Here is an 18,680-nt window from a genome sequence, read left to right as displayed (position 1 = left end):
CCGGTGGATGACGCTGCGGATGACGCCGCCCGTGGCGCGGCCGGTGGCGCCGCCGGTGGCCCAGTCGGTGGCGCGGTCAGTACGGGCGGGACACCAGCCCGGTGCCGTGCGCTCCGGCGTACGCGGCGCGCGCAGGTGGCTCCCATCCCTGCAGCAGCGCGTCGTCGACCGCGTACACCGCCACCCCGATCGGCCGGCAGACCTCGATCGGGTCCCGGGCATCCGGGCCCCACATCGGGATCGACAGGTCACCACCGGGGCAGGTCGACAGCGCCGCGAGCAGGTCCACCTCGGCGAACAGCTCGATGAAGTCCCCGGGCCGGGCCGGGCACGCCTTCATGAAGTACTGGTCGCGCTCGTTCAGCCCGGTGCACTGGAAGACGTTGAGCACGTCGTGCACATCGAACTCGGTGAGCCCGTACGGTGCGACCGCCCGGACCAGGTTCGAGTGGCAGTGGAAGTCGAAGTCGGCGCCGGTCAGCATCCGGTTCACGTAGGGGTCGCAGCGCGAGCCGAGCGTGTCGTGCACCCGGCCGCCGTGGTCGTCGACGCCGTAGCGCTCCAGCGTGTCGGCGACGATCGTCGCCAGCGGCCGCAGATAGGGCAGCGTCGACCACAACCGGTCGAACCGGGTGACATGCGCCGCGTGCAGCTGACGGGTGCGCGCCGCCCAGAACCGTTCCCGCGGGTTGTCCCGGTGCCACAGATTGAGGTCGCCGACCTGCGGTCCCTCCACGGTGTACAGCCGTACGACGTGCCCCGCGGGCACGGTCCACGCCCGGCCGGAGCGGATCGGGATCTCGAACTCCTCGACCAGGGTGCGGCCCGCCGTGTCGTCGCCGATCGGGCCGTAGAGGTCGCGATCGACGTGCAGCGGCGATCCCGGGCCGGCCTGGTAGGCCGCATCCGTCGGTCCCATCGTGCTCAGCCTCCGTGGTGCGGCGGCCGGTTCTCGGTGAACCAGCGGTCCGGGTCGCGGTCGTCGCGTTCCTCGGCGGAGCCGCCGTCGGAGCGCTCGTCGGAGGTACCGACCGGGTCGTCGCCGAAGATGTCCTCGATCCGCCTGCGCCGGCGGTCCGCTGGTTCGGTCATGGCGTCCATGGTGCCGTGCCCGCAGATGTCGATCACGTTGCAGGAGGCCGTGGTGTGCCGTCGCGACCCCACCGGGCCGTCGCACGGTGCCACCATGGAGTCGGCCGTGACGCAACACGCCCGCGACCGTGGCGGGCCCGACGAGGAGGGGAGGCGGACATGGGGTTCCTGGACAAGGCCCGCGAGGCTGCGGAGAACGCACTGGAGAAGGCCGCGCCGCACCTGGAGAAGGCGAAGGAGAAGGCCGGACCACATCTGGAGAAGGCCCGGGAGAAGGCCGGTCCGCTGGTCGAGAAGGCTGCCGAGCGGGTCGATCACGCCACCGGCGGCAAGTACTCCGAGCAGATCGACGGCGTCAAGGGCAAGGTCGAGGAGGCGCTCCGGAACGACACCGGGACCGCCCCCGGCGCCGGCACGCACACCGACGGGGTCCCGCCGGTGCCGCCCGCTCCGCCGGGTGGCGACGCGCTCAAGCCCGACGGCAACCCGGCCGCGTCCCAGCCGTCCGCCTCGGACGACCGGAAGGACGGCGACGTCCCACCGGTTCCGCCGCCTCCGGCGAGCTGATCCGCACGAACGGCGGGCCCCGCACGGAGTGACTCCGCCGGGGCCCGTCCGGGTCAGCGGGGGATCAGGCGTCCAGGCCGGACAGCTCCGAGATCACGTGCGGCACGAGCGGGGTGACCGTTGCCATGCCGTCACGCACCGCAGCCCGCGAGGCGGCCAGGTTCACCACCAGCGTGCTGCCGGAGACACCGACGACACCACGGGACACCCCGGCGTCGACCGCTCCGGCGGCCAGGCCGGAGGCGCGGATCGCCTCGGCGATGCCCGGCACCGGCCGGTCCAGGACGCCGGTCGTCGCGTCCGGGGTGACGTCACGCGGCGAGACGCCGGTCCCGCCGACGGTCACCACCAGGTCGACGCCACCGATGACAGCGGTGTTCAGCGCGCTGCGGATGGCGACCACGTCGCCGGGGGCGCTCACCACGCCGTCGACGACGAAGTTCGCCTCCTCCAGCAACTCGGTGACCAGCGGGCCGGTGGCGTCGGACCGCTCACCGGCACTCACCCGGTCGTCGACGATCACCACGAGGGCACGACCGATCTGCGGATCCGACATCTCCATCCCCTCACCCTAACGCCGGGCCCAGCACACTCCCGGGGGGAGGCCGTGCCGGTACGGAGAGGGGGAACCCGCACCGGCACGACGCTCCGGTTCGCGTTCGACGGGGCACCATCGAACACCGGGCCAGCCCATCACGCCGGTCTTTCACACGTCAACGAGATCCAGGTCGCTCCCCCGGCCGGCCCCGTGCGGTCACTGCTCCCCGAGGGTCACCTGGACCGTCCGGTTCTCCAGCTGCAGCTCGACGGAGGTCCCCGGCGGCTGGGAGCGGACCGCAGCCTGCAGATCCGTCCCGGTGGAGATCCGCTGGTCGCCGAGGCGCACCACCAGGTCCTGCGGGACCAGACCCGCCTGCTCGGCCGCACCACCCGGGCTGACGGTCTGGATCCGCGCCCCGCCCAGCTGCGGATCGTCGGTCACCTCGACGCCGAGCACGGAGTGCGTTGCCGGGCCACCGGTCCGCAGCTGATCGGCGATCCGCCGGGCCTGGTTCATCGGGATCGAGAAGCCGACGCCGATCGAGCCGCCGCCCGGGCCGGCCGTCGCGATGGCCGAGTTGATGCCGACGACCCGGCCCTCCATGTCGACGAGCGGACCGCCCGAGTTGCCCGGGTTGATGGCCGCGTCGGTCTGGATGGCGTTGAGCACGGTCGACTCGTTGCCCGCATCGCCGCCGACGCTCACCGCGCGGTCCAGCGCGGAGACGATACCGGTGGTGACCGAGCCACCCAGCCCGAGCGGCGAGCCGATCGCGGTGACCTGCTGGCCGACCCGGACCCCGTCGGAGTTCCCGAGCTCCACCGGGACGAGACCGGCCAGCTGCACCCGGACCAGCGCGACGTCGGACTGCGAGTCCTGGCCGACGATCGACCCGACGGCGACCCGGCCGTCCTGCAGGACCGCGCGCAACGTCCCGCCCGCCGCGGCAGGCTCGACGACGTGGTTGTTGGTGAGGATCAGGCCGTCGTCGCTGATCACCATGCCGGAGCCCTCACCGCGGCCGCCGTTGTTGCCGGCGCCGCCCTCCACCCGCAGCTGCACCACGCTCGGCAGGACCCGCGCGGCGACCGCCTCGACCGGGGTCACCGGCAGATCGGACTCGACATCGGGCACCGGATCGGCGAGCACCCCGCCGCCGGACGCCGACGACCGGGAGATGTCCGCCCCGATCGCCCCGCCGATGGCGCCCGCGACCAGCGCGAGGATGAGCCCCCCGACGATCAGCGCGATCGTGCGCCGGGGCCGGCTCGGTGGCGGTTGCGCCACCCCGCTCGCGTACGGATGGGGCTGCTGCTCGGTCGGGTAGGCCGCCGTGCCGGGGTAGGGCGCCGCGCCGTAGGGCGGCGGGTACGGCAGGTGGCGCTCCCCCGCGTACTCCGGGGGCGGGGTGCCGGGGCGGGCCCACGGGTTGGCCGGGATCTCCCAGCGGTCGGTCGGTGGGTCCTGGCCCGGTGCCGTCCCCTGCTGGGCGGCAGCGGTACCGGGCCACGCCGGATCGGGCGCGGATGCCTGCCGGGCCGCGTCGCCGTGTTCGGAGCCGGCGACGCCGTCACGCTCGGGACCGGCCGTGCCGTCGGCACCGTCACCCCGGGAGCCGGCAGCGCTGTCCCCCGCGGAACGGGCGGCGCCCTCAGGCACAGAACCGGCCGTGCCCTCGCGCACGGAGCCTACGGTGCCGGTGCCTGCGGTGCCGGCGTGATCTCCCAGGGCACCGGCAGGATCGCTCAGCGCACCGGCGGCGTGATCGCCCGGGGCACCGGCCGTGCCGTCGGTCCCCGCCGAGGTGCCGCCGCCGGCTGCCCCGGTGTCCGCCGTCCCGGTACCGGTCCCGGCTGCACCGGCCGGCATCGCGCCGGCCGCGCCGTGCGCCGCAACAGCACCGTCCCGTGCCGCGCCACCGCGTGCCGCACCATCCTGTGCCGCACCGTCGGCGTCGGCACCAGCCGTGGCCGCACCTGCTGCACCGCCACCGGCTGCACCGCCACCGGCTGCACCGGCACCGGCTGTGTCGGCACCTGCTGCGCCGGCGCCGGCTGTGTCGACACCTGCCGTGTCATCCGGCGCCGGGTGTGCCGCGTCCCGCGGCCCACCGCCGGCCCGGTCGATCCCCGGCCCGGTGCCCGCAGCGCCGTTCCCACCGTCGCTCCGGTCACGCACCACGTCGTGGCCCGTCGCGTCGGACGCGTCCCCGGAGCCCTCCGGGCCCGACGAGCCGTCCGTTCCGGGGCTCTCGTCGGGCGGGTTCTCCTGGGCCATGCGTCCACCGTCCGTCACGTCGCCTGCACGGTCCGACCGCCCGGACCGTCACCCCTCCAGGCTATGGGCTGTCGGGTTCCGCCACGTATCGGCCCGGTAGCGCCATCGACAGCATCGCGCCCCCCTCCGGGGCGCTCCCGGCGCGCACCTCGCCACCGTGCCGGGACGCCGCCTGCGCCACGATCGACAGGCCGAGCCCGGATCCGGGCATGGTGCGCGAGGTGTCCGCGCGGTAGAAGCGGTCGAACACGTGCGGCAGGTCCTCCGCGGCGATGCCGTTTCCCTCGTCGGCGACCTCGATCACGATCCACTCCGCGGCGATCGGGATCATCGACAACCGCACCCGCCCGCCGGGCGGGCTCCACTTCACGGCATTGTCGAGCAGGTTCAGCACGGCGCGCTCGAGCGCGCTGGCGTCGCCGTCGAGGATCCACCGGGTCAGGTGGACGTCGAACTCGGTCTCCCCCGCGCGCCGGCGGACCCGTGCCAACGCCCGCTCGACGATCTCGCTCAGCTCGAGCGCCTCGGTCGTCATCGTCGGGGCGTCGTCACGGGCCAGCTCCACCAGGTCCCCCACCAGGTGCGACAGCTCCTCGACCTGGGCGCGGACGTCGTCGAGCAGCTCCACCCGGTCGTCGGCGGGGAGCTCGGGGGTGTCCGCCCGGTCCGCAGCGGTGAGCAGCTCCAGGTTCGTGCGCAGCGAGGTCAGCGGGGTCCGCAGCTCGTGCCCGGCATCGGCGACGAGCCTGCGCTGCTGCTCCCGGGACGCGGCGAGAGCACCGAGCATCGCGTTGAACGACTGCGTCAGCCGGGCCAGCTCGTCCGACCCGGCGACCGGGATCGGCCGCAGGTCGCCGGTGCTCGCGACCCGCTCGGTCGCCGCGGTCAGCCGCTGCACCGGCCGCAGACCGGTCCGCGCGACGGCGACACCGGCCAGCGCGGCCAGCACCACCCCACCGAGCCCGACCAGGGGCAGCGCGGTCCCCATCCGGGCCACCACCTTGGTGATGGTGTCCAGCTGCTGCGCGATGACGAGCGCGCGCCCCTCGTCGGCGCGCACGGCGACGACCCGGTACGGGACACCGTCCAGGATCTCGGTGCGCCCCGGCTGGGTCGGGCCGCCCTGGGCGACGGCCAGCTCCGGCTCTCCCACCGGCGGGATCGACGACTCGTCGGCCGAGGTGTAGACGCCCGACGAGTACAGCAACGCGATGTGCAGATCGGCCGCGCCGAGGACGGCCGGCGGCAGCGTCGCCAGCAGCTGCGGGTTGATCAGGTCGCTCTGCGCGGCCAGGTAGGCGCGCTGGCGGAGGCTCTCGTCGAGCGAGCTGGTGAGGTTCTGCCGGACGACCAGGAACGCCGCCATCGACACGATCAGCACCATCGCCGCGGCGACCAGCGCCGCCAGCACCCCGATCCGGGCGCGCAGGGTGAACCGCTCGCGCTCGTCGGCACCGTGCGTCCGGCGCCACCACCGCTCCGCGCGCTCCTCGGTCGGGGTCAGCCGCAGCGACGCGCTGATCTGCGACCGGATCCCGCTCACGGCGGCGACTCCCGCAGCACGTATCCGACGCCGCGCACGGTGTGGATCAGGCGGGGCTCACCGTCGGCCTCGGTCTTGCGACGCAGGTAGCCGACGTACACCTCGAGCGCGTTGCCGCTGGTCGGGAAGTCGTAGCCCCAGACCTGCTCCAGGATCTGCGCGCGGGTCAGCACCCGGCGCGGATGTGCGATCAGCAGCTCGAGCAGCGAGAACTCGGTGCGGGTGAGGCTGATCGGCCGGCTGCCCCGGGTGACCTCACGGGTGTCGGGGTCCAGCGACAGATCGGCGAAGGTCAGCGCGGCGCTCGCCCCGCCGGCCTCGTCCGGATCTGGGGTCCGCCTGCGCAGCAACGCACGCAGCCGGGCCAGCAGCTCCTCCAGCGCGAACGGCTTGGGCAGGTAGTCGTCGGCACCCGCGTCGAGCCCGGCGACCCGGTCGGACACCGCGTCCCGCGCCGTCAGCACCAGGATCGGCAGCGAGTCGCCCGCGCTGCGCAGCCGTCGGCAGACCTCCAGCCCGTCGACCCGCGGCATCATCACGTCGAGGACGAGTGCGTCCGGGCGATCGGTGAGCATCATGTCCAGCGCGGCCTGGCCGTCCTCGGCGAGGGCGACCTGATAGCCGTTGAAGGCCAGCGACCGGCGCAGCGAGTCCCGGACCGCCTTGTCGTCGTCGACGACCAGAATGCGCATGCCGCCCAGTCTCGCCCAGTCTCCTGAGAGAGGTCTGAGCGGGAGCTGATCGGTGCGGGTGTGGATCTGCCGCTCACCCGGGTAGTCGTCCGGTATGACCGACGAGTTCGAGTTCTTCTTCGACCCGATCTGCCCGTTCTGCTGGGTCACCTCGCGCTGGGTGGTGGAGGTCGGCAGGCAGCGCGAGATCGCGGTGAGCTGGCGTCCGCTGCCGCTCGCGCTGCTCAACGAGGGGATCTCCTACGAGGAGCGGCTGAAGGTCTCCGACGCCTACCCGGAGTCGCACCGGCGCGGGCTGGAGATGCTGCGGGTGATCGCGGCCGCGGAGGCGAAGCACGGCCCCGAGGTGGTCGGCGACCTCTACACCGCGTTCGGCGAGCTGGTGTGGGACACCGAGGCCCCGGACGGTGACGGCTTCAACCCGGTGATGCAGGTGATGGCGCAGCAGCGCGACCTGGGTCCGGTGCTGGAGAGGTTCGGACTGTCGCCCGGGCTCGCCGACGCCGCGCAGGACGACGGGCTCGACGCCGGGCTGCGCGACAACGTGGCCGAGGTCCGCAGGCGCTGCGGTGACGACGTCGGGACCCCGGTACTGGCGTTCACCCCGCCGGACGGGCCGGGGCTGTTCGGCCCGGTGATCGACACGGTGCCGTTCGGTGAGGACGCGTTGCGGCTGTGGGACGCCGTGTTCACCCTCGCCACCTGGCCCGGCTTCGCCGAGCTCAAGCGGGGCCTGCGCTCGTTCCCGGAGACCCCGCTCACCGCGCGGATCGCCCGCGGCGAGACGAGCGTGCGCTGAGGTTCTGCTTCACTGGCGTCCGTGACCGACCCGGGAGAGCTCGGCTTCTCGAACCGGACCGGCCGCCCGCCCGGGCGGCTGATCACGCTCGCGTCCCGGGTGCTGCCCGGTATCCGGCGGGTGCAGAGCCAGATCGAGCCGTACGCCGAGTTCTGGCAGGAACGCAACCGGGCCGAGCTGCGCCGGAACGGCCCGCTCTGTGTCGCACTCGGCGACTCGATGGCCCAGGGGATCGGGGCGTCCGGGCCGGAGGGCGGCTGGGCGGGCCGGCTCGCCCCGGCGCTCGGCTCGTCGTGGCGGCTGGTCAACCTCTCGCAGTACGGCGCCCGGGTCGACGACGTGCTGGACCGCCAGCTCCCGGCGGCCCTGCGGCTGGCACCGGACCTGCTGGTCTGCCTGGTCGGGTCGAACGACCTGATGCAGCCGCGGCACCAGGACGGGATCGGTGACCGCTACGTGCGGCTGCTCGACCGGCTCCCGCGCGGCACCGTGATCGGGAACCAGCCGGGGACGTTCGCGGCGGCGCTGCAGGTCAACGGCCTGATCGACGACGCGGTGCGGCGCCGCGGGCTGGTGCTCGCCGAACTGCGGGACCCGCGGACCCGGCACTGGCGGGGCAAGCTCGCCTCCGACCGGTTCCACCCGAACGACCGTGGCTACCACGCGATCGCGGAGGTCTTCACCGAAGCGCTGCGTCGCGCCGGGTACCGGCCGCGTCGCTCTGGTTAGGTGGTCCGATGGCGACCGAGAAGCTGCCGCGCAAGGTGTACGAGGCGGAGCTGCTGCACCTGCAGGGTGAGCTGCTGAAGATGCAGGAATGGGTCAGGGCGACCGGCGCACGGATCGTCGTCGCCTTCGAGGGCAGGGACGCGGCCGGTAAGGGCGGCGCGATCCAGCGGGTCAGCCAGTACCTCAATCCGCGGTTCTGCCGGATCGTCGCGCTGCCGGCGCCGACCGAGCGGCAGCGGACCCAGTGGTACTTCCAGCGCTACATCGAGCACCTGCCCGCGGCCGGGGAGATCGTCCTGCTGGACCGCTCCTGGTACAACCGCGCCGGCGTCGAGCGGGTCATGGGATTCTGCACCGACGCCGAGTACCGGCTGTTCCTGCGGCAGGCACCGGTGTTCGAGCAGCTGCTCGTCGACGAGGGCATCCACCTGCGGAAGTACTGGTTCTCGGTGAGCGCCGACGAGCAGGCCCGGCGGTTCGCCGAGCGGCTGGAGAACCCGCTGAAGCAGTGGAAGCTGTCGCCGATGGACCTGGAGTCGATGACCCGCTGGGACGACTACTCCAAGGCCCGCGACGACATGCTCGTGCACACCGACACCGAGCACGCGCCGTGGTGGATCGTGGAGGCCGAGCAGAAGCGCAACGCGCGGATCAACATGATCCACCACCTGCTGTCGTCGGTGCCGTGGGAACCGGTGGAGCGCAAGGTGTTGACGCTGCCGGACCGGAAGAGCTCGGGCAACTACGAGCGGCCGCCGCGGGAGGTCCAGCGCGACGTCCCGGACCACGCGGCGACCCTGCTGTGAGCGTCGTCCTCATCACCGGCTTCCCGGGCTTCCTCGGGTCGGCCCTGCTCCCGCGGACGCTGCACCGCGCGCCGGACGCGCGCGCGGTCGCGCTGGTGCAGGAGCGCTTCGCCGACCAGGCACGGGCGGCTCTGGCCCGGATCGAGCGCGACGACCCGGCGATCGCCGGCCGCACCGATCTCGTCGTCGGCGACATCACCGTGCCGGGGCTCGGCCTGCCCGACGACGAGCGTGCCCGGCTGCTCGCCGGACCGCTGGAGATCTTCCACCTGGCCGCCGTCTACGACCTGTCGGTGCCGGCCGACCTCGCCTGGCGGGTGAACGTCGAGGGCACCCGGAACGTCGTGGCGTTCGCCCGGGCCGCGACCTCGCTGACCCGGCTCCAGTACGTGTCCACCTGTTACGTCTCCGGCCGCTACGACGGCCTGTTCGCCGAGACCGACCTGGAGCTCGGGCAGCCGTTCGCGAACCACTACGACCACACCAAGCACGAGGCCGAACGGGTCGTCGCCCGCGCACGTGACGCGGGCCTGCCGGTGACCGTGTACCGGCCGTCCATCGTGGTCGGTGACTCGGCCACCGGGGCGACCCAGAAATTCGACGGGCCCTACTACCTGCTGCAACTGCTGGCCCGGCAGGGCGTGACGGCGGCCGTGCCGCTGCCCGGCCGAGCGGCGCGCACGCAGTTCAACCTGGTGCCGTCGGACTTCGTCGTGGACGCGATCGCCGCGCTCGCCGGGCACGACGGGGCGCTGAACCGGACCGTCGCGCTCGCCCAGCCGGACCCGCCGACGGTGACCCGGATGTGCGAGGTGTTCGCCGACCGGCTCGGGAAGCGACTGCGGACGGTGCCGATGCCGACCGGGCTCGCGGCGTTCTCGATCGACCGGGTGCCCGGGGTGGGCAGGCTGTTCCGGGTGCCGTCGAGCACCCTGGACTACCTCACCCACCCCACCCGCTACGACGTCGCGGCGACGACCGCGCTGCTCGACGAGGTCGGGGTGCGGTGCCCGGCGTTCGACGACCATGTCGACGCGATGGTCACGTTCTTCCTGCGCAATCCGGGGCTGGGTAGCGCCGCGATGGTGTGAGGGGACGGTCAGCCGAGCTCCGGCGGGCCGTCGGGCGCGTTCGTCCCGAGCGGGTCCTCGACCGACATCGCGGCCCGCTCGCTGGAGCGGACGTGATCACGCATGGCGAACTCGGCACCGAACCCGTCCTTCTCACGAACCAGCTCCAGCACACGCCGATGTTCGGCCAACGACGCACCGAGCCGGCCGGGCCGGGTCAACGACGCCGACACCAGCCGGTGATACGCGAGCTGGTTCATCAACGTCCGGTAATGCGCAACCAGCCGAGAATTGTCCGCACCGATCACCAACAGCTCGTGGAACTCGTGCACCAGCCGCGCATACGCCCCGGCATCATCACGAGCCACCGCCTCCCCCGACCGCTCCAGGTTCTCCGCGAGCTCGTCGAGAACGGGGATGTCCCCACGCCCGGCCAGCAACCGCGCGCCCATCCCCTCCAGCATCTCCTTGAGCTCGAACAGCTCGACGAGCTCACGCCGGGTCGGCACCCGCACGAACGTGCCGACCCGCGGCCGGATCTCGACGAGGCCCTCGATCTGCAGCTGTTTGAGGGCCTCGCGGACCGGGGTGCGGGAGACCTCGTACTCGGTGGCGAGGGCCACCTCCGACAGCGACTGTCCCGGGCCGTGCGCGCCGTCGACGATGGCCGCGCGCAGACCGTCCAGCACCCGGGCCTGGGCGCCGCGGGCGCCGCCGGTCGTGGCCGCTGCGCCCTGCCCCGGGACCGATGTCATGACGACCAACCTATCTTGCATGTCAGAATCGGCACAACGAACCGCCGGAGCCACAGCCGCACGCGGCGAGGTTCGGGAAACACGTCGTCGTCAGGCTTCCTACACGCACGACGACCGGCGTAATTGCATGCAAGAACACTACGATCGGAGGGTCCCCGTGGCCGTACCCCGCTTCCCCGCCACTCCGGACGTCCCGGAGATCGACTGCAGCGACCAGCCGATGTTCGTCGGCCGGGTCCGCGCCCGGTTCGCCCGGCCCGGCGGGCGGGCCGGCGACCTGACCGTGCTGGCGACGACGTTCGACCCCGGCGCGGGCACGGTCTGGCACAGCCACGACACCGACCAGGTCCTCGTCCTGACGGCCGGGGCGGGCCTGGTCGACTACGACGACGGCGACACCGTCCCGCTCACCGCCGGCGACACCGTCGTCGTGGACCGGGGGCGCCGGCACCGGCACCTCGCCGATGCCGCCGAGGGGATGACGCACCTGTCGGTGACCGGCCCCGGCGAGAGCCACCTCCTCGGATAGCCGGCCGCCCCGGCAGGTGGCAGCACGTCGTCGTGCGGCATCTCGGTCCCGCCCGGCGCGACGGCGACACCGGGCGCGGGCTCCCGCCGCCCGGCCGCCCGCCGCCGATGCGATGGCCGGGTACGACTAGGACCGCAGGACGAACGGGTCGCCCGCGGGCTCGTCGCTGGTGTTGATCCACACGCTCTTCAGGCGCGTGTACTCGCGAACGACCTCGGTGCCGTGCTCGACTCCCATGCCGGAGGTCTTGAAGCCCGATCGCGGCGACATCGGTGACATCGCGCGGTACATGTTCACCCACACCGTCCCGGCGTCGAGGGCGGCGGCGGCCCGGTGCGCGCGGGCCAGGTCACGGGTCCAGATCCCGGCCGCGAGGCCGTAGCTGGAGTCGTTGGCGATGCGCAGCGCCTCCGCGTCGTCGTCGAACGGCATGATCGCGACGACCGGCCCGAAGATCTCCTCGCGGCACATCCGGCTGTCGTTCCCGAGCCCGGTGAACACGGTGGGTTCGTGGAACCAGCCACCGAGTCCGGTGTCCGGCCGGCCGCCGCCGAACGCGACCGTCCCGCCGTCGGAACGCCCGGCGGCCACGTACTCCTCGACCTTGGCGAGCTGGGCCGGCATCGCCAGCGGGCCGAGCTCGGTGGCGGGATCGAGCGGGTCGCCGATCCGGATCGTGCGGGCCCTGTCCACGACCCGCTCGACGAGCTCGTCGTAGACCGAGCGGTGCACCAGCACCCGGCTGCCGGCGATGCAGGTCTGGCCGGCAGCGGCGAAGATCCCGGCGATCACGCCGTTCGCCGCGCTCGCCACGTCGGCGTCGGAGAACACCAGCTGGGGTGACTTGCCGCCCAGCTCGAGACCGGCCCGGACCAGCCGGCGGCCGGCGTGCTCGGCGATCCGGGCGCCGGTGGCGGTGCTGCCGGTGAAGGACAGTTTCGCGACGCCCGGGTGGTCGACCAGCGGGGCACCCGCCTCACCGCCCAGGCCGGTGACGACGTTGACGACGCCGTCCGGGAAGCCGGCCTCGGCGAACAGCGGCGCGAGCGCGAGCATCGAGGCGCTGGTGTACTCCGACGGTTTCACGACGGCGGTGTTCCCGCAGGCCAGCAGTGGTGCCAGCTTCGCGACCGTCAGCGTGAGCGGGGAGTTCCACGGGGTGATGGCGCCGACCACACCGACCGGTTCCCGGCGGGTGTAGTTGAGGACGTCGACGCTGCTCGCCGGAATCGTCTCGCCGTGGATCTTGTCCGCGAGGCCGGCGTAGTAGAAGAAGTACTCGGGAAGGCCTGCGAGCTGCGCCGTCATCTCACGCAGCAGCTTGCCGTTGTCGGTGCTCTCGACGCGCGCCAGCTCGTCGGCGTGCTCGCCGACCAGCTCCCCCATCCGGCGCAGCAGGGCGCCCCGGCGGGTCTGCGACATCCGGCGCCAGGCGGGCGACTCGAAGGCCCGGGTCGCGGCGTCCACGGCGCGTTCGACATCGGCCGCCGTGCCCCGGGCGGCTTCGTACCAGGGCTGCCCGGTGGTGGGGTTGTCGCTGCTCAGGTACTCCCCGCCGGCCGGCGGGACGTGCTCGCCACCGATCAGATGGTCGTGTCGCGGCAACGTCGCCGGAGTGGCGGCGGGGACGGTGGACATAGCGGTCATGGGACCAGTGCTCCTGTGGACGGGTCGGTCGTTGAGCGGTGCCGGACTGCGGCGACGACGGCATCCGGACGTTCCAGCGGCAGGAGGTGCCGGGCACCGGGAACGATCACCGCGTGGCCGTCGGGAACGCGGGCCGCGAGTGCCTCGGACATCGCCGGGGTCGAGCCGGGATCGTCGGCGCCGGTGATCGCGGTGACCGGTGGGACGAGCCGGGGCAGTTCCGCCCACAGCTCGGCGTCGGCACGCGCGAACACGTCGTAGCAGGCCAGATAGGAGCCGGGCCGGTTGGTCGCCAGCGTCGCCCGCACCCGTACCGCAAGATCGGGCTCCGCCGCGGACCACTCCGGTGAGAACCACCGTCGGACCGCCGCGTCGAACGTCGCGTCCAGGTCCGCACGGGCGGACCGCAGCCGGTCCACCACCGCCTCCCGCTCGGCGAGCGTGCGTCCGGCGACGCCGCTGACCAGGGTCAGCGCGGCGATCCGCGCCGGATGGTCCAGCGCGACCCGGGTGGCGACGAGCGCCCCGAGCGAGAACCCGGCGAGGAGCACCGGACGCGGCGCCGCCGCGAGCAGCTCGGCGACCGGAGCGGCGAGATCGGCGAGGGTCGTCCCGGGCGGGGCGTCCGGGGCGGCACCGTGCCCGAGCAGGTCAGGGGTGTGCACGGCGCGTCCGTCGGTGGCCAGCTCCGGCGCGACGCGGTCCCACATCGTGTGGTCGAGCCCCACACCGTGCAGCAGGATCACGTCGGCCGGCTTGCTCACTTCTCGCTCGCCAGCGGGGCGAGGCGGGCCTGCGGGCGGCCCTGTGCGGCGGCGGCGAGTCCGATCACGATCTCGTCGCTGCGCGGGCCGTCCGGGACCCGCGCCTCGACGGTCTGGTGGTGCGAGCGGATCGTCGCGTCGGTGACGTGCTTGAGCGGGATGTCGAACACGGTCCCGGCCGGGGCCCGCTTCTCGACGGCCGGCAGCAGCGTCGTGGCCTGCGCGGCGTCCCGGAAGTGGTTGCCGAACTTCAGGGTGTGGATCAGACCGGAGCCGTGCTCGATCTCCCCGTCGAGGCCGACGATCGCGGCCTTGCCGAACGCTTCCACCGGGGCACCGAGGGCGGTGACGACCCGGTCGGACAGGAGCTTGCCGAGCTCGGGCGCGACCTCGTCGATGGTCGGGCCGAGGTCCTGCACCCAGCCGCGGCCGGCCCACGGGTTCTCGACGACGGCCAGCACGACGGCGACCCGCGCCGGCGGCTCGACCGGCCGTCCGCCCTCGGTGTGGATCTCGTCGACGACGGTGTGGATGGCGCGGATCGTGACACTCATGAGACGGACTCCATCGGGTTCTCGGTGACGGCGGAGCGGCCGGTCGGGCCGTCCAGGACGGTTCGGGCCGGCGCGGCGTCGGTGCGCCGGTCCCCGATCCGGGCGTTCGGGCGCGGGCCGTCGGACGCGGCGGCGACCACCGCGATCTCGTCGGGGCCCGGGCCGTCCGGCACCCGGACGGTGATGGTCTGGTAGTGCGAACGGGTCGGCGCGTGGTCCTTGTGCCACAGCGGGACGGTCAGCGGTGCTCCGGCTGCGGCGCGCTGGTCGGAGAACACGATGATCGACTCGCCATCGGTGCGGTGGCGCAGCACGTCGCCGAAGTACGGGGTGTGGATCAGCGCTCCGGCGTGCTCGATCTCCCCGTCGAGGCCGACGATCGCGGCCTTGCCGAAGGCTTCCACCCTGTCTGGGCCGCCGAGCACGGCGAGCAGCCGGTCGGAGAGGGCGTGCGCGATCCGCGGGGCGAGATCCACGACCTCGGGCGACAGGTCGTCCTGGATTCCACGGCCCAGCCACGGGTTGGCGATCACGGCGACCGCCGCCACCCGCCGGACCGGGACGCGGACGGGCTCGCCGAGCTCGCGCAGGCTCTCCTCGACGACGGTGACGATGCGGCGGATCGGGCCGGTCACGCGGCGCCGCCGGCGAACTGGGGCATGACCTTCTCGGCGAACAGCTCGAAGCTGCGCATGGCCTTCCCGTGTGTCAGGCCGGGATGGGTGGTCCACAGCAGCAGGTCCTGCAGGTTCAGCTCCTCCTGCAACTCGTGCACCTTCTCCGCGACGTGGTCGGGGGTGCCGACGAGCAGGTTCCGCTCGGCGAGGAAGTCGTAGTCGAGTTCGCGGCCGGTGATGTCCTCGCCGACCTCGCGCAGGTTGTTCAGCCCGCGCCAGTGACAGATCCAGCGGTAGGAGGTGAGCAGTGCCTCCTCGAAGTCGGCCCGCGCCTGCTCCATGGTGTCGGCGACGTAGACGTCGCGGACCAGCGACAGGCCGGACCCGAGCGCCTGCTCGGCCCCGGTCGCCTCGGCCAGGGTGTCGCGGTACAGCTCGAACCGTCCCTTGAGCTCGGAGATCGGCGGCATCCAGAAGATGCCGTTCATCCCGGCCCGGGCGGCCCCCTGGATCGAGCGCGGGGTGTCGATGACCTGGTGCAACGGCGGGTGCGGACGCTGGAACGACTGCGGGACGACCTTCAGCGCGTTGAGCGTCCCGTCCTCGCCCAGGAACTCCGGCGACGGCGGCGACAGCGGGTGGCTCCACTCGATGCCGGGCTGCGGGTAGGTGAAGAACCGGCCGCTGTGCGAGAAGAACTCCCCGCTCCACGCCTTGCGCAGGATCTCCACCGACTCCTCGAACAGGGCACGGTTCTGTTCCTGGTCGCGCGGGTCGGCGACCGGGTTGAGGTTCATCGCCTCCCGCCCGTAGAGGCCGCGCCCGACGGCCACCTCGACCCGGCCGCCGGAGAGCTGGTCGAGCATCGCCACGTCCTCCGCCAGGCGGACCGGGTTCCAGAAGGTGACGATGTTGGCGGCCTGGCCGATCCGGATCCGCGAGGTCCGGGCGGCGATGTCGGTGCCCATCTGGACCGGGTTCGGGATGAGCTCGTAGCCCTCGTGCCCGAAGTGGTGCTCGGTGTACCAGATGGAGTGGTAGCCGGCTGTGTCCGCGTAGGTCGCGACCTCCCGGATCTCGTCGAGGACGCCCGCGACGTCGTCGAGCCGGCCGGGTGCGCCGACGTTGTGGAAGATGGAGAAACGCATCTCAGGACTCCTTCGTCGATGAGTGGCCGCCGAGTGGGTCGGCGGCGGCGAGGGTCGCCCGCTCGCTGGAGCGGACGTGATCACGCATGGCGAACTCGGCACCGAACCCGTCCTTCTCACGAACCAGCTCCAGCACACGCCGATGTTCGGCCAACGACGCACCGAGCCGGCCGGGCCGGGTCAACGACGCCGACACCAGCCGGTGATACGCGAGCTGGTTCATCAACGTCCGGTAGTGCGCAACCAGCCGAGTGTTGTCCGCACCGATCACCAACAGCTCGTGGAACTCGTGGACCAGCCGCGCGTAGGCCCCGGCGTCATCACGAGCCACCGCCTCCCCCGACCGATCGAGGTTCTCGGCCAGCTCGTCGACCTCCCGGACGGCCCCACGGGCGGCCAGCAATCGCGCGCCCACCCCCTCGAGCATCTCCTTCAGCTCGAAGAGTTCGACCACCTCTCGACGGTCCGGGGAGCGGACGAAGGTGCCGACCCGCGGGCGGATCTCGACCAGGCCCTCGATCTGCAGCTGCTTGAGCGCCTCCCGGACCGGGGTCCGGGAGACCTCGTAGCCGGCAGCGAGAGCGATCTCGGACAACGGCTGCCCGGGCAGGTACCTGCCCTCGATGATGTCCCGTCGCACCCCACCGAGGACGCGCTCCTGCGCACCCTGCCGGTGGTCGGTCGTCAGCTCTTGCATGCATCACAGCCTACAAACCGAGTGTCCTGCTCGTCAACGAACGGCACCCCGGAGCACACATACCTCCCATAATGCCTGGTCCCGCGCCGCGCACTGACGTCCGACCAACCGTGACAACGTTCTTGACCGTCGGCCACTTGCATGCCACAGTGCCATGCATCACCACCTGGGGCATCCGCTCCGCGAGCGCACGCTCATCTGCTCCCGCTTCGGAGGCATCAATGTCGACGCCCAGCGCCGAGCCGTCGGAGACCCGACGTCCCGGTTCCGTCCTGTACGTCTCACTCGGGCTCACCATCGCGATCGTGGTCTGGGGCGCCGCCGCCGGCGGATCGCTCTCCCGCGCCGGTGCCGCCGCGCTCGACGGCATCACCCGCGGCTTCGGATGGGCCTATCTGCTCGTCTCGCTCGGTTTCCTGGTCTTCCTGGTGTTCCTGGCATGCAGCAGGTTCGGCAGGCTGCGCCTGGGCCGCGACGACGAGCGACCGGCGTTCCGCCGCGTCACCTGGTACGCCATGATCCTGTCGGCGGTGATGGGGATCGGGCTGATCTCCTACGGCGTCGCCGAGCCGATCTCGCATCTCGCCGCGCCGCCGCACGGGCTCGCCGATCCGATGACCGCGGACGCGGCCGTCACCGCGATGCAGTTCTCCTTCTTCGACTGGGGGCTGCACGCCTGGGGCATTTTCGCCGTGTTCGGCCTGGCGATGGCCTGGTCGATGTTCCGGCGCGGACGCCGTGGCCTGGTCAGCGCCCTGTTCCGCCCGTTGCTCGGCAAGCGTGCCGACGGCCCGGTCGGCGCTGCGATCGACGTGTTCGCGGTGATCGCCACCCTGTTCGGCACCACGACGTCGCTCGGGCTGGGTGCCATGCAGATCAACGGCGGGTTCTCGGCGCTGTTCGGCGCACCGAACTCGGCCGGGATGCAGTTCGTGATCATCGGCGTGATCACCCTGTTGTTCACCGCGTCGGCGCTGACCGGCGTCGCCCGCGGGATCCGCTACCTCTCCGAGATCAGCATCGGGCTCGGTGGGCTGCTGTTCCTCTTCGTGCTCGCGGTCGGGCCGACGATCTACCTGATCGATCTCTACGTGCAGTCCGTCGGGCGCTACCTGAGCCAGCTGGTCTCCGCCAGCCTGATCACCCCGGCCGGTGGCGACATCGCCTTCATGCAGTCGTGGACGTACTTCATGCTCGCGTGGTGGCTGTCCTGGGCCGCCTTCGTCGGCGTGTTCCTGGCCCGCATCTCCCGCGGCCGGACCGTCCGCGAGTTCATCGTCGGCGTGCTGCTCGTCCCGAGCGTCGTGTTCTCGGTCTGGTTCACCGCGTTCGGCGGGACCGCGATCCACACCGACCTGGCCGGCACCACCCGGATCGCCGCGGCTGCCGCGGCGGATGCCAACTCGGCGTTCTTCACGATGCTGCAGTCGCTGCCGCTCCCGGCCGTCACGTCGGTGGTGACGATCCTTCTGGTGGTCCTCTTCTTCGTCTCGGGGGCCGACGCGAACACGTTCGTGCTCGGCATGCTGACCACCGGTGGCTCGACGAACCCGCCGGCCTGGGTGCTCGCCCTGTGGGGATCGGTGACCGGTGCAGCGGCGATGGCCCTGCTGGTCGCCGGGGGCCTGGACTCGCTGCAGCAGATGGTGATCGTCAGCTCGGCGCCTTTCCTGCTCATCGTGCTCGGCGTGGCGGTGGCGCTGTGGCGGGACCTGTCCGTCGAGCCCGCCACTCCCCTCCCGTCGCCGGGGACCGACGGCTCCCGGGCGGCGGAACGCACGCCGGAGGACCCGCCGGAGGCCGAGCAGCTCGACACGGACCGGGCGGCGGTGCCCGGCTGAACTGCGGTGACG

General features: G+C 72.6%; 20 protein-coding genes. 7 read left to right on the top strand and 13 right to left on the bottom strand.

Going from position 1 to position 18,680, the window contains the following annotated elements; all coding sequences use genetic code 11:
* Positions 1–76 precede the first annotated feature (76 nt).
* Positions 77–919, bottom strand: a complete 843-nt coding sequence (locus Pdca_RS04540) for an urea carboxylase-associated family protein (RefSeq protein WP_085915976.1) — start codon at positions 917–919, stop codon at positions 77–79.
* 5 nt (positions 920–924) lie between these two features.
* Entirely contained in the window at positions 925–1,092 is a 168-nt protein-coding gene (locus Pdca_RS35315; RefSeq protein ID WP_166665827.1) for a hypothetical protein, read from the bottom strand.
* A gap of 159 nt (positions 1,093–1,251) precedes the next feature.
* Here Pdca_RS35315 and Pdca_RS04530 point away from each other — a divergent pair, with 159 nt between their 5' ends.
* Positions 1,252–1,659, top strand: a complete 408-nt coding sequence (locus Pdca_RS04530; protein ID WP_085915978.1) for an antitoxin — start codon at positions 1,252–1,254, stop codon at positions 1,657–1,659.
* A 64-nt stretch (positions 1,660–1,723) separates the two neighbouring features.
* Here the strand turns inward: Pdca_RS04530 and Pdca_RS04525 are convergent, their stop codons facing one another.
* The 4 genes from Pdca_RS04525 to Pdca_RS04510 form a co-directional block, all read right to left on the bottom strand.
* Positions 1,724–2,215, bottom strand: coding sequence for a MogA/MoaB family molybdenum cofactor biosynthesis protein (locus tag Pdca_RS04525; RefSeq protein WP_373865526.1), 492 nt, complete (start codon positions 2,213–2,215; stop codon positions 1,724–1,726).
* A gap of 198 nt (positions 2,216–2,413) precedes the next feature.
* A complete protein-coding gene (locus Pdca_RS04520) occupies positions 2,414–3,859 on the bottom strand; it encodes a S1C family serine protease (RefSeq protein ID WP_158092321.1) in 1,446 nt (481 codons plus the stop codon).
* A gap of 679 nt (positions 3,860–4,538) precedes the next feature.
* The gene (locus tag Pdca_RS04515) at positions 4,539–6,011 is read right to left on the bottom strand and encodes a sensor histidine kinase (RefSeq protein ID WP_085915999.1); all 1,473 of its coding nucleotides are present in this window, start codon (positions 6,009–6,011) and stop codon (positions 4,539–4,541) included.
* Between the two features lie 5 nt (positions 6,012–6,016).
* Positions 6,017–6,712, bottom strand: coding sequence for a response regulator transcription factor (locus Pdca_RS04510; RefSeq protein WP_085915981.1), 696 nt, complete (start codon positions 6,710–6,712; stop codon positions 6,017–6,019).
* A 94-nt stretch (positions 6,713–6,806) separates the two neighbouring features.
* Here Pdca_RS04510 and Pdca_RS04505 point away from each other — a divergent pair, with 94 nt between their 5' ends.
* Genes Pdca_RS04505 through Pdca_RS04490 form a run of 4 tightly spaced genes read left to right on the top strand, consistent with a single transcriptional unit; the run spans position 6,807 to position 10,137 of the window.
* On the top strand, positions 6,807–7,511 hold the full coding sequence (locus tag Pdca_RS04505; RefSeq protein WP_085915982.1) for a mycothiol-dependent nitroreductase Rv2466c family protein: 705 nt from the start codon (positions 6,807–6,809) through the stop codon (positions 7,509–7,511).
* A gap of 21 nt (positions 7,512–7,532) precedes the next feature.
* Positions 7,533–8,240 (top strand): SGNH/GDSL hydrolase family protein, encoded by a 708-nt coding sequence (locus Pdca_RS04500; protein WP_085915983.1) that lies wholly within the window; start codon positions 7,533–7,535, stop codon positions 8,238–8,240.
* Positions 8,241–8,248: 8 nt separating this feature from the next.
* On the top strand, positions 8,249–9,046 hold the full coding sequence (gene ppk2, locus Pdca_RS04495) for a polyphosphate kinase 2 (protein WP_085915984.1): 798 nt from the start codon (positions 8,249–8,251) through the stop codon (positions 9,044–9,046).
* Positions 9,043–10,137, top strand: coding sequence for an SDR family oxidoreductase (locus tag Pdca_RS04490; RefSeq protein WP_085915985.1), 1,095 nt, complete (start codon positions 9,043–9,045; stop codon positions 10,135–10,137). The genes ppk2 and Pdca_RS04490 overlap by 4 nt, the downstream gene beginning before the upstream one ends.
* Positions 10,138–10,145: 8 nt before the next feature.
* Here the strand turns inward: Pdca_RS04490 and Pdca_RS04485 are convergent, their stop codons facing one another.
* Positions 10,146–10,871 (bottom strand): GntR family transcriptional regulator, encoded by a 726-nt coding sequence (locus Pdca_RS04485; protein ID WP_085915986.1) that lies wholly within the window; start codon positions 10,869–10,871, stop codon positions 10,146–10,148.
* A 157-nt stretch (positions 10,872–11,028) separates the two neighbouring features.
* On the opposite strand from Pdca_RS04485, the gene Pdca_RS35310 reads away from it, so the two are divergent.
* Positions 11,029–11,400 carry a cupin domain-containing protein gene (locus Pdca_RS35310; protein WP_158092322.1) on the top strand — a complete coding sequence of 124 codons (372 nt, stop codon included), beginning with the start codon at positions 11,029–11,031 and terminating at the stop codon, positions 11,398–11,400.
* A 126-nt stretch (positions 11,401–11,526) separates the two neighbouring features.
* Here the strand turns inward: Pdca_RS35310 and Pdca_RS04475 are convergent, their stop codons facing one another.
* Genes Pdca_RS04475 through Pdca_RS04450 form a run of 6 tightly spaced genes read right to left on the bottom strand, consistent with a single transcriptional unit; the run spans position 11,527 to position 16,827 of the window.
* Positions 11,527–13,047, bottom strand: a complete 1,521-nt coding sequence (locus Pdca_RS04475) for an aldehyde dehydrogenase (protein WP_232021411.1) — start codon at positions 13,045–13,047, stop codon at positions 11,527–11,529.
* On the bottom strand, positions 13,044–13,811 hold the full coding sequence (locus Pdca_RS04470) for an alpha/beta fold hydrolase (protein ID WP_085915988.1): 768 nt from the start codon (positions 13,809–13,811) through the stop codon (positions 13,044–13,046). The genes Pdca_RS04475 and Pdca_RS04470 overlap by 4 nt, the downstream gene beginning before the upstream one ends.
* On the bottom strand, positions 13,808–14,365 hold the full coding sequence (locus Pdca_RS04465; protein ID WP_085915989.1) for an amino acid synthesis family protein: 558 nt from the start codon (positions 14,363–14,365) through the stop codon (positions 13,808–13,810). Before Pdca_RS04465 ends, Pdca_RS04470 begins: the two co-directional genes overlap by 4 nt.
* Entirely contained in the window at positions 14,362–15,000 is a 639-nt protein-coding gene (locus Pdca_RS04460; protein WP_085915990.1) for an amino acid synthesis family protein, read from the bottom strand. Before Pdca_RS04460 ends, Pdca_RS04465 begins: the two co-directional genes overlap by 4 nt.
* Positions 14,997–16,130 (bottom strand): LLM class flavin-dependent oxidoreductase, encoded by a 1,134-nt coding sequence (locus tag Pdca_RS04455; protein ID WP_085915991.1) that lies wholly within the window; start codon positions 16,128–16,130, stop codon positions 14,997–14,999. The genes Pdca_RS04460 and Pdca_RS04455 overlap by 4 nt, the downstream gene beginning before the upstream one ends.
* A gap of 1 nt (position 16,131) precedes the next feature.
* Positions 16,132–16,827: a GntR family transcriptional regulator gene (locus Pdca_RS04450; protein WP_085915992.1), complete on the bottom strand. Its 696-nt coding sequence runs from the start codon at positions 16,825–16,827 to the stop codon at positions 16,132–16,134.
* A gap of 221 nt (positions 16,828–17,048) precedes the next feature.
* Here Pdca_RS04450 and Pdca_RS04445 point away from each other — a divergent pair, with 221 nt between their 5' ends.
* Positions 17,049–18,668, top strand: a complete 1,620-nt coding sequence (locus Pdca_RS04445) for a BCCT family transporter (protein ID WP_085915993.1) — start codon at positions 17,049–17,051, stop codon at positions 18,666–18,668.
* The last annotated feature ends 12 nt before the right edge of the window (positions 18,669–18,680 follow it).

This window comes from Pseudonocardia autotrophica (assembly GCF_003945385.1).
GTDB classification, from domain to species: Bacteria; Actinomycetota; Actinomycetes; order Mycobacteriales; family Pseudonocardiaceae; genus Pseudonocardia; species Pseudonocardia autotrophica.
Note: the sequence above shows the minus strand (reverse complement) of the source record. Positions and strands in the feature narration are given on the sequence as shown.